At 61.1% G+C, this 11298-nt stretch carries 7 protein-coding genes; 1 reads left to right on the top strand and 6 read right to left on the bottom strand.

The window, feature by feature from the left end:
• From WA157_RS05430 to WA157_RS05405, 6 genes are all read right to left on the bottom strand, one after another.
• Window positions 1-328, bottom strand: a 328-nt coding sequence (locus tag WA157_RS05430) for a thiamine pyrophosphate-binding protein (protein WP_422619997.1), incomplete at its 3' end; no start/stop codon positions are given.
• A 17-nt stretch (window positions 329-345) separates the two neighbouring features.
• A complete protein-coding gene (locus tag WA157_RS05425; protein ID WP_422619996.1) occupies window positions 346-2025 on the bottom strand; it encodes an AMP-binding protein in 1680 nt (559 codons plus the stop codon).
• A gap of 242 nt (window positions 2026-2267) precedes the next feature.
• Window positions 2268-4847, bottom strand: a complete 2580-nt coding sequence (locus WA157_RS05420) for a diguanylate cyclase domain-containing protein (RefSeq protein ID WP_422619995.1) — start codon at window positions 4845-4847, stop codon at window positions 2268-2270.
• Window positions 4848-4914: 67 nt separating this feature from the next.
• Complete coding sequence (locus WA157_RS05415; RefSeq protein ID WP_422619994.1) at window positions 4915-6654, bottom strand: methyl-accepting chemotaxis protein; 1740 nt, start codon at window positions 6652-6654, stop codon at window positions 4915-4917.
• An 80-nt stretch (window positions 6655-6734) separates the two neighbouring features.
• Complete coding sequence (locus WA157_RS05410) at window positions 6735-7559, bottom strand: HDOD domain-containing protein (RefSeq protein WP_422619993.1); 825 nt, start codon at window positions 7557-7559, stop codon at window positions 6735-6737.
• A 181-nt stretch (window positions 7560-7740) separates the two neighbouring features.
• Entirely contained in the window at window positions 7741-10161 is a 2421-nt protein-coding gene (locus tag WA157_RS05405; RefSeq protein WP_422619992.1) for a Tex family protein, read from the bottom strand.
• Window positions 10162-10388: 227 nt separating this feature from the next.
• Between WA157_RS05405 and WA157_RS05400 the strand changes: the two genes are divergently transcribed.
• Window positions 10389-11171 carry a hypothetical protein gene (locus tag WA157_RS05400; protein ID WP_422619991.1) on the top strand — a complete coding sequence of 261 codons (783 nt, stop codon included), beginning with the start codon at window positions 10389-10391 and terminating at the stop codon, window positions 11169-11171.
• The last annotated feature ends 127 nt before the right edge of the window (window positions 11172-11298 follow it).

The raw sequence follows: 11298 nt of genomic DNA, 5'->3' as shown, positions 1-11298 counted from the left end.
GCAGCGCAGTGGGTGCGGCGCCGCCGATGAGAATCACCGGCGACTGCGCCAGCTGCGCGTTTTTCAGGGCGGTGATGGTGTTGCTGATGCCCGGCCCCGCCGTGACGGCCGCCACACCCGGCAGACCAGACAGGCGCGCGGTGGCATCGGCGGCAAACACAGCGGTGGCTTCGTCGCGCACGTCGACGATGCGGATGCCGCGCGCTTTGGAGGCGCTCAGGATGGGTGAAATATGGCCGCCGCAGAGCGTAAAGACACAGCGCACACCGTGCGCCTGCAGGGCCTCGGCAACGCGGTCGCCGCCGTGGCGGATGGATGTGCTTGGCATGGTGTCGTGTTTCCCGCTTAAGCCCAATGAACCGGGCCGCGGCCGGTGTACCAGACCTCTACCTGGGCCGCCACCGCCGCTTCGATGCGACCGCGTTTGATTTTCATGGTCGGCGTGAGGCAGCCGTTTTCGATCGACCAGGGCTCGCGTGCCACGACGATCATGCGCAGGTGTTCATATTCAGGCACCTGCTGGTTCACGTCCTGAAGCAACTGGCCCAGCTCGTCCTGCACTCTCGCTCGAACACTGGGGTCGCCCATTTGCGGGCGCAGGCTTTCGGCCAGCACCACCATCGCATAGGCAGAAGGCTGACCGACGCCCGACACGAGCGACAGCTCGACCATCGGATGCGCATTGAGCAGGTTCTCGATCGGCGCCGGCGCCACGTACTTGCCCTTGGCCGTCTTGAACAGCTCCTTGGCGCGGCCGGTGATCTTGAGCAGCCCGTCGGCCCTGAGCTCGCCGAGGTCGCCGGTACGAAAGAAGCCGTCTTCGGTGAACGACGCTGCCGTCAGCTCCGGCTGTTTGTAGTACCCGCTGAACTGCCCGGGCGACTTGATCAGGATCTCGCCTTCGTCACTGATGCGTACCTGCACGCCAGGCATCGCGACCCCGACATAACCGGGCTCGTTGAACTTCTCGTTCGAGGCGTGCGAGAACGAATTGTCCTCGGTCATGCCGTAGCCTTCATACAGTTTCAGGCCGAGGCGCCGGTACCAGGCGATGAGGTCGGGCGGGATCGGCGCCGACCCGCTGGCGGCATTGCGGACCTGATCGAGCCCCAGACCCTTGAGCACCTTCTTCGCGACGATGCGGCCGAGGATCGGGATGCCGAGCAATCGATCGAGCTTTTCCGGCGCCATCTTCGCGAACACACCCTGCTGGAACTTGAGCCACAGCCGCGGCACCGAGATGAAGACCGTCGGCCGTGCACGCTGCAGGTCCGTCAGGAAGGTGTCGAGCGCCTCGGCGAAAAAGACGTGCGCCTCGCCGCCGACCAGCGTCGACGCTTCGACGCACGAGCGCTCGAAGCTGTGCGCCAGCGGCAGGTAAGACAGAAGTCGGATTTCGGTTTCCGGGCCGAGGCGCTCACGGGTGTAGTTGGAAAAACCTTCCCCCGCGCGACTGATGGCACCGAAGCTCACCATCACGCCCTTGGGCTGCCCGGTCGAACCCGAGGTATAGATCAACATGGCCAGCTCGTCGGCGCCGCGTTGCGGGCGGCCACCGAGCGGCTCGGTGCGCGCCACGATGGCATCCCAGGTGTCGTAGTCGGTCTGCGGCGCCAGCGGAAAGGCAATGCGTGGCAGACTGGCCGGCACGCCCGGCTTCTGCGCCTCCCAGGTGTCGAGCTTGCCCACGAACAGCAGGCTGGCTCCGCTGTGCTCCAGCACGAAGTGCACGGTCTCGGCGACTTCGGTCGGGAAGATCGCCACCGTGGTGTAGCCGGCCATCCAGATCGCCAATTCGGCCATGAAGAAGTGCGCGCAATTCTTGGACAGGATGGCGACGCGTGCGTCGCGTTCCAGGCCGCGACTTTGCAGATGCGCCGCCATGCGCCGCGCCTGATCGACGGTTTGCGCCCAGGTGTAGTCCATCACCTTCCCGCCGCCAACGGGCTGACTCAGGAAAACCTTGTCGGGGTGCGCGTCGACGTGGTCGTAGACGTAGTCGAGGATCAGCTTTGAATCGGGCATGGGGCATCCTGTTTTTTTTTGTTCTCGCGCCAGCAGAGCGCGTAGTGCTCCACTATGACTTGCAATGTGCACGCCGTCACACGGGTTTACCCGAGTTATCGACAAAATTTAGCCTCTAGCCCCCGTCCATACTGGGTAAGTAGCTACTATTAAGATAGCGTTTTTGCCTGCAGCATGGCGATAATCAAACCGATCCAGGCGAAGCAAACTGGCCTGTCAGCCTGGGGACCGGGGGTCTCGCATCAAGCCTTTGAGTCATAAAACCTGACTGTATTGCGCCCAACTTTCTTGGCCTGGTACATGGCCGCATCGGCCCACTTGAGGATGTCGTCCTGCGGCGTTTCGTTGTCAATGAAGATCACCACGCCGATGCTGGCCGTGCAGCAATGCGTCAACAAGGTGTCGCTGAGGCCCTCGTGATACGCCGTGATCAGGTAGGGTTCAGACAGGCTGCTGCGGATTTTCTCGGCAACGGCTTGCGCCTGCGCGGTCGATAGCGCCTGATCGGTACTCAACTCACTGAGCATCACCACAAACTCGTCGCCACCGAAACGCCCAACGGTGTCGATCTCGCGCACACAATGGGTCAGGCGCCTGGCCACCTCGATCAATAACAAATCACCCAACAGGTGCCCATGCGTGTCATTGAGTGGTTTGAAATTGTCCAGGTCCAGAACCATCAGCGCGCAATAGCAGGCACTGCGCTTGCTGGCTGCCATGGCCTGGCTCAAGCGGTCGGTGAGCAGGCGACGGTTGGGCAGCAGGGTCAGCGGGTCATAGAAGGCGAGTTGACGCACCTGCTCTTCCATCTGTTTACGCTCGGTAATGTCGTGGGTGACGGCCAGCTGCATCGTCTCGGCATGGTCAAGCATAGGCACCGCATGGGTCTCCAGCCAGCGCCGGCCACCCTTGAGACCGATCACCTCGAACTGCATTTGCATCCTTGCACCCGCCAGCACACGCTGGTGCAAATCCCAATAAGCCGCGCGGTATTCGGGGGCGATGAGATCAAGCACCGGGCGCCCTGCCACCTGCGCCAGCGAGTCGGCCTCGATCATCGCCAGTCCGGCCGGATTCATGTGCAGCAAGCGCCCCTGGCCGTCAATGATTTTGATGCAATCGGGTTCGTTCTCGATGATGGTCTGCAAGTGCAATTCACTCGCCTTCAACTCGGCTGTCTGATCTGCCACCCGCTGCTCCAGCGTTTCGTTGACCTCCTGAATTTCATCAAACTGTGCCTTCAGCAGACTGGACATCTCGCGGAAATTGCCAATCAGATCATTGGTCTCCTTGATCGCTGTTTCAGGCCACGCAATGTCGTTGTCGCTGGCCGCAACCCTGAATGGCAAGTTGCGGGTCAATGCACCCAGAACATCGAGCGTGCCCATGACTTGGCGGCTCAGGACTTCGACCAGTGCCAGCGCCGCCAGCAAAATCACAAACAACAGCGTCAGTTTGTCGCTGTAATTCTTGTAGAGCGTTTTCTGGAAAGGGGCGACCGGCTGCTCCAGGACCAAGGTCCATTCGGCCAGATCACCGACGGCAGTCTGGACGACATAAACCGATTCTTGCCAGCGATCGGAGATTGGGGTATTGGCAGCCACTGAAGGCACCCACTGACTGATACCGGCATCGAGTTGGCTGAGTGTTCCTGCGCTGCGGGTAAAAGGCTTCATGACCGTTTGATCGCTGCGATTGCTCATGATGACCTGGTTATTTTTGTCCAGCAAGGTGTAGAGCACCGCATGACCCATCGTGCTGCTGTCGAGTTGCTCGCGTATCTGCGCCAAACTCAGTATGCCGGTCACATAGCCGCCATATTTCCCCTCCATGATCACCGGCGCTCGCGCCGCAATCATGGGTTTGGCCACGCCAATTCTGTCCATCAGAACTTCCGAGACCATCGGTTGAAGGGTTCGCTTCAGGTCTGGAATGAAGGGGCGATCAGCAAAGTTATTGCCGATGGTGCTCTGCCCTAAGTCATCAAGCAATGGATAGTAGGCCGTGCTTGTCGCCTCTCGGTCCATCAGCCCAAGGCGCAAAAAATTGGAATCCGACTTCTGCGCCTGCTCCAGATGAGCTTGCATCTGCTGCGGCATTTTTACGGACGCCATCTCGGCCAGCTTGAGAACGACAGATTTCCTGTTGATCACCCATGTGTTCACATAGTGATCCAGGCGGGCGCTGTCTTGCAGCAATGAGGCCCGAATCCGGTGGTCGGTTTCGGCAAAGTCAGCGCGACTGCCAATCGCCAGCATGATCAAGCCCGGAAACAGCACAAAAGCGGTCAGCAGGGTGTAGATAATCTCGCGAAAAGAGGTCTGCGACGACCGGAACCCGAGCACCAGCCCGGTAATGATCAGCCGGGCCAGCAAGGCATTGGCCATGCCATTGATGGCCTGCTTGGTCATGATGAAGGTAACGCTGCTGAGCGGCACATGCATCACCAGGCGGTAAAAAAAGAACACCAGTGGCATGCCGACCAGCAGCCAAAACAAGGTGTCGGCCAGCACCATGCCGACCCGGCGCCGCGTCATCAGAACACCCACCCACAGCGCCTCAGCGCCGAGGATGATGATGGCGTAAGGGTGGTTCCACAGAAAGTAGGTGTAGCTGCCGATCAGCGCGGCAGCCAGTGTGCCCCAGCCGAGCCCGAAGTACTGGAGGGCCAGCATCGCAAAGACGCTGCCGAACAGGAAGTCAATATTGAGAAAAACCGGAAAACTGAAATAGTTGCCCGCCAGACCGGCAGCAACCAGAAGCACAAACAGCAGAAGGCTGTAAGGGTGTCTGATGTTCGGGCTGATCAGGACGCTGTTCACGTTTGGCGTTGTGGTTAAAACAAAGCTCCGCTCAAACCAGGGTCCAGGTCACCTCTCTTTTTTCCGGTTAGAAAGCTTCCCATGCCGATTCACCCGCTGGGGCGTCTTTAGCGGCCACTTTCGCCGGCGCTTTGGCGGAATTCTTCAACGCAGCATCTGACGACGGCGGCGCCAGGGCGCGACGCGCGACGGGCTGGCGGTTACCCGGGGCAGGCTGATTCGAGCGCAACGCTGCCGGTGGTGCCACCCGCCGGGGCGCGTCAACGCTGACGAGCTTGAACACGGCCACCGTTTGCACCAGCTCTTGCGCCTGCGACTTCAGGCTGTTGGCAGCAGCCGCCATTTGCTCCACCAACGCGGCATTTTGCTGCGTGGACTGGTCCATCTGAGTCACCGCCTCGCCCACTTGCGACACGCCCAGCGCCTGCTCGCTGCTGGCGGCGCTGATCTCGCCCATGATGTCGGTCACACGGTGAATGCTGCTCACCACCTCGGCCATGGTGACGCCGGCTTGGTCCACCAGCGTGCTGCCCTGCTCCACCCGCTCCACGCTGGCGTTGATCAATGACTTGATTTCTTTCGCTGCTTCGGCGGAACGCCCGGCCAGACTGCGCACCTCGCTGGCCACCACCGCAAAGCCGCGCCCCTGTTCACCGGCCCGGGCGGCTTCCACCGCCGCGTTCAAAGCCAGGATATTGGTCTGGAACGCAATGCCATCAATCACACTGATGATGTCCGAGATTTTGCGTGAGGCATCGTTGATGCCCTTCATGGTGTCGACCACCTGCGCCACCACTTCACCGCCCTTGACGGCCACCGCGCTGGCATTCAAAGCCAGTTGGTTGGCCTGGCGCGCGCTGTCGGCGTTCTGTTTCACGGCGGCACTGAGCTGCTCCATCGAAGACGCGGTTTGCTCCAGCGCGCTGGCTTGGCTCTCGGTGCGCGCGCTCAGATCCTGGTTGCCCTGCGCAATTTCGGCGCTGGCGACCTGCAGGCCCTCGGAGCCGCGGTGAACATTGGCAACGACCCGGGCCAGGCTGGCCTGCATCAGATCCAGATGGGCCATCAGGCTGCTGGTGTCACCTGCCTTGAGCGCGTTTCCCTCGCTTAAATCCCCCTGAGCCACGCGCTGCGCCAGGTTCACGGCGTCCTGCGGCTCGCCACCGAGCTGCTTGATGATGCTTCGGCTCAACAGAACACCGAACACGATGCCACCGGCGCACACCAGCAGCATGAGAACGACGCTGATGAGGGTCGCCCGGCGGCCCGATGCCGCTGCTTGGGCCAAGACGGCGGCATTGTCAGCCTTGATCCGGGCAACCGCCTGCTCAAGCAGCTTCAAGGGCTCCCGGTCCATGTCCTGCGCCGAATTGTCGCCGCCGGCCGGATCCATATTGGCGGCCTTGAAAAACTCCAGAGCCTTGCGATAGTTCTCCCCCATCTGGGTGTGTGCCTGGGCGAACTTGGCCACCAGCGCCCGGCTTTCGCCCTCGGGTAATGCGGCCATCAGCTTCTTGGCCCGCTCCGCCACATCGCGCTCATGCTGAACAAAACCGCTCCAATGTGTGTTCATCTTTTCAGCGTTTGAACCGCGCAGCAGGACGTTCTTCCACTCCAGCACCTGGGTCTTGAAAACCAGCGCCATATCAGCAACCTGGGCCTCGTGATTGGTGTTGGCTGTGGCGGCCACCGCATTTTCAAACGTCCCAAGCGACTGGTTCAGGCTGTAGATGCCGAACAGCGCCGCACAGAACAGAAAGAGCTGAGCCCAGGCAAACGCCAGAGGTAACTTAAGGCTTAGTTTCATGATGGCTTTCGTGAAAAATGACGTTTGCAATAGAAACTATAGCGTTTCAGGCGTGATGAAGGGTTGCGTTGGATCAGTGTTTAAATCAAGGATCGCCCCGGCATCTGGGCTGACCAGTCAATCGGGTCCTGCTGCAGCACCATGTCAATGTCCAGGCCCAGCACCTCGCCCACCGCGCCCGGAAACGTCACCGCCAGGGCATTGGCCGATAGCCCGCCCTCGCGGGCGCGCACACGCCAGGTAGCCAGGTGAATAACCCCTGCCAGCGGTTCATAGACCTCGTCCTGGAATGGCGCGTACTGGTGCGCCAGCGCATCCACAATCGGCTGCGGAAACTGCCACTTGCTGGCAAAACCGGCACCCACCTCGGCGTAACAAAAACCAAAAGACCGGTGCTCCAGCTTGGCGCGCCGCAAATCAAGCGGGTCCACTTCGCGATCGAGCGCCGCTACCTCGTCGGGCATGCCGATGTGCATGGCCAGTTCGCCCACCGCATGGATCAAGCCGCAGGTAAAAGCGGCCTGCGGGTTTTGCCGCACCACCCCGGCCAGTGAGCGCGACAGCTTGGCCACGTTCAGGCTGTAAGCCCAAAACTGCTGCAGGTTGATGCCCGGCACCGCCTTCAGGGAGGCTGCGGATGCTGCCTGTGCGGCCATGGCCCGCACATGCGCCAGGCCCAGGATGGCCAGCGCCTCCGACACGCTGTTGATCTTGCCCGAGAGCTTGAAAAACCCCGCATTGGCGGTCTGCAACAAGCGCGTCGTCAGGGCCGGGTCGGTGCTGATGAGTTGGGTGATGGTCTTGAGATCGGGCTCACTGCGCCCGAGCTCGCTGAGCAAGAGCGCCACCACCTTCGGAATACTGGGCAGGACAAACTGTGAGGCCAGCAGGGTATTGAGATCCACGGCTACACAACTCCGTTGACAAATTCGAGGGATGGAAGAGGCTGACAAAATCATTATGTTCTCAAACCTGGCGTAACGGACCGCCGCCACACGCAGTGGGCAAGCTCTGTCCTCAACTGTTATGAGACCTTGCGGGACAGACCGCCGCCACACGCAGTGGGCAAGCTCTGTCCTCAACTGATCAAGAACGCCCCAGGCCCTTGAGTTTGGCAAAAGCCGACGATATGGAGGTTGCGGGCGGGTTTGACGCCGCCGCGCCTTGAGCGCCACGCCCTGCGCGCTGGTGGTTGGCCACGCCCTGAAACCGATTGTCACCGGCGCTGCTCTGCCGGCTGGGGGCAGCACCCAGCTTCATGGTCAGGCCAATGCGTTTGCGTGCCACGTCCACCTCGACCACCTGCACCTTGACGATATCGCCGGTTTTGACAATCTCGCGCGCATCGGTCACAAACTTGTGACTCAACTGGCTCACATGCACCAGCCCGTCCTGGTGCACTCCGAGATCAACAAAGGCACCGAAGGCGGCCACGTTGCTCACCGTGCCCTCCAGCACCATGCCTTCTTTCAGGTCCTTGATGTCTTCCACGCCATCGTTGAAACGTGCCACCTTGAAGTCCGGTCGCGGATCGCGGCCTGGTTTTTCCAGCTCGCCCAGAATGTCCTTGACAGTGATCACGCCAAATGTCTCGTTGGCAAACAGCTCGGGCTTGAGGGTCTTGAGCATGTCGGCGCGGCCCATCAAGTCGGCCACCGGCTGGCCGGTCTTGGCAATGATCTGCTCCACCACGGCATAGGTCTCAGGGTGCACGCCGGTCATGTCCAGCGGGTTGTCGCCCCCGCGAATACGCAAAAAGCCCGCGCTTTGCTCAAAGGTTTTGGCCCCCAGACCGGTCACTTTCAACAATTGCTGGCGGTTGGCAAAGGCACCATTGGCCTCGCGCCAGCGCACCACCGCCTTGGCCACACTGCCGCTCAAACCCGAGACGCGGCTGAGCAGCGGCACACTGGCCATGTTCAGGTCCACGCCGACCGAGTTCACACAGTCTTCCACCACCGCGTCCAGCGTTTTGGCCAGCTCGCCCTGGTTCACGTCGTGCTGGTACTGGCCCACACCAATACTCTTGGGGTCGATCTTGACCAGCTCGGCCAGCGGGTCTTGCAGGCGCCGCGCAATGCTGGCGGCACCGCGCAGGCTCACATCCACGTCGGGCATCTCTTGCGACGCAAATTCGCTCGCCGAATAGACCGAGGCCCCCGCCTCACTGACCACCACTTTGTCCATCAGGCGCTCGGATGATTTGGCCATGAGCTTGATCAGATCGGCAGCCAGCTTGTCGGTTTCCCGGCTGGCGGTGCCGTTGCCAATGGCGATCAGGCTGACACCATGCTTCTCGCACAGCCTGGCCAGGATGTGCAGCGAGCCGTCCCAATCCTTGCGCGGTTCGTGCGGATAGACGGTGCTTGTGTCGACCAGTTTGCCGGTGGCATCCACCACCGCCACCTTGACGCCGGTGCGAATGCCGGGGTCCAGGCCCAGCACCACCCGCGGCCCGGCCGGTGCGGCCAGCAGCAGGTCGCGCAGGTTGTCGGCAAACACCTTGATCGCCACGCGCTCGGCGTCTTCGCGCAGGCGGGTGAACAGATCCCGTTCGGTGGACAGGCTCAGTTTGACGCGCCAGGTCCAGGCCACGCATTTGCGGATCAAATCATCGGCTGCGCGGCCCTGGTGGCTCCAACCGAGCCTCAAAGCGATGCGGCCCTCGGCCAGCGACACGACCGGGGCTGCTCTTGTTTTAATAGCGGCATGTTCAGGTGCGACGGGGGCTGGAGCCTGATTTGGCTCAAACACCACGAGTTTGGCATCGAGTATCTCCAGACCACGACCACGAAACACTGCCAAAGCCCGGTGCGAAGGCACGCGACCAATCGGCTCGTCATAGTCAAAATAATCGCGGAACTTGGCCACATCGGGGTGGTTTTCGTCCTTGCCGTCCATCAGCCTGGATTTCAACAGCCCCTCTTGCCACAGCCATTCGCGCAAGTCCTGCACCACAGCCGGGTTCTCAGCCCAGCGTTCGCTCAAAATATCACGCACACCGTCCAGCACCGCTGGCACGGTGGAGAAATCAGGCTGCTTGTCCTCGCCCTCCACCACCGGCCGCATGGCAATCACGTAGGCCTGGGCTTCGTCCGCCGGGACCAGATCAGGGTTGGCAAACAGGGCGTCGGCCAGCGGCTCCAGCCCAGCCTCCCGCGCCAACTGGCCTTTGGTGCGGCGCTTGAGCTTGAATGGCAGGTACAGGTCTTCAAGTTCTTGCTTGCTGGCAGCCGCGACCAGCGCCGCCAGCAGCTCAGGCGTGAGTTTGCCCTGCTCATCGATGGCCTTGATCACGGTTTGGAGGCGGTCACGCAGCTCGCGCAGATAGCCCAGGCGCGCCTCCAGCTCGCGCAACTGGATGTCGTCGAGCCCGTCGGTGGCTTCCTTGCGGTAGCGGGCGATGAAAGGCACGCTGGCACCACCGTCGAGCAAATCGACGGCGGCCTGCACCTGTTTGTTGTGAACCCGGAGTTCCTGCGCGATTTGCGCGATGATTTTCTGCATGACTAAAAGAGGCGCCAGCCTTGCGCTGACTAAAACTGAGTGAAGGGCGCGAGTTTGCCATAGGCGGGGATCGACGGTTGGCCTGTGGGGTTCGCCCTACACCTGCTGTGTCCCGCCGTGGAAACTACTTTCTGGAGGGCACCGTTACCTCGTAGACTGAAATACGTCGAGTAAGCCAGGCAAGGCCATCCGACGTATTCAACCAACCTTCTCAAAGGACTATCACCATGATTCATCAAACCACGTCTGCCGTCTCCCAGCCTGATCGCATCAAGACGCTTTTGTCACGCGCTGGCGCACCGAGCGCACCCGCCATGACCGAGGAGCTGCTGCCGTTCACCGTCAGGTTGGTGCGGGACGAAGACGACCTGAGCAAGGCGGTGCAGATCCGCCACTCGGCTTATGCCCGCCATCTGCCGGACTTCGCCGAGACGCTCAAATCAGCCGAGACCGCTGACGCCGAAAATGGCGTGGTGGTGTTGCTGGCGGAATCGAAACTGGACGGCTCACCGCTGGGCACCATGCGCATTCAGACCAACCAGTTCAAACCACTCTGTCTGGAGCAGTCGGTCGAGTTGCCAGGCTGGCTCAAGACACTGCGGCTGGCGGAAGCCACCCGCTTGGGCGTGACCAATGAAAGGGGCGGTCGACTCGTCACCACCGTGCTCTTCAAGGCCTACTATCAGTACTGCAAGCAGATCGGTATTGAGTGGATGGTGATCGCCGGGCGTGCCCCCATCGACAGGCAGTACGCCCGACTGCTGTTCGAAGATGTATTTCCGGGTGTAGGTTTTATCCCCCTACTGCACGCCGGCAACCTTCCACACCGCGTTATGTCATCCAATGTCGATACCGCAGAGGATCGCTGGGCAGCGGCCAAACACCCGCTGTTTGACTTTGCCTTCCGCACGAATCATCCGGACATCCAACTCGGCGGCCAGCGTCGGCCGTACGTCCCGCGTATGGCAATGTCGGCATTCCCGGCTCACGGAGCAACCTTTCCCATGTAAGTAGTGCTTGACAGAAAACCCGTCAACCCCAGCAACGGCGCGTGTTTTCACGGTTTTCATCGAAGTGAAGATTTTCCAAAAACCATGCTTTGAGCTGGTTTTGCGTCAAATACCGGGGCAATGCCCG

Origin of the sequence: Rhodoferax ferrireducens, from assembly GCF_049302455.1 — a bacterium.
Taxonomy (GTDB): domain Bacteria; phylum Pseudomonadota; class Gammaproteobacteria; order Burkholderiales; family Burkholderiaceae_C; genus Rhodoferax; species Rhodoferax ferrireducens_B.
The sequence above is the reverse complement of the archived record's forward strand: the minus strand, read 5'-3'. Positions and strand labels throughout refer to the sequence as shown.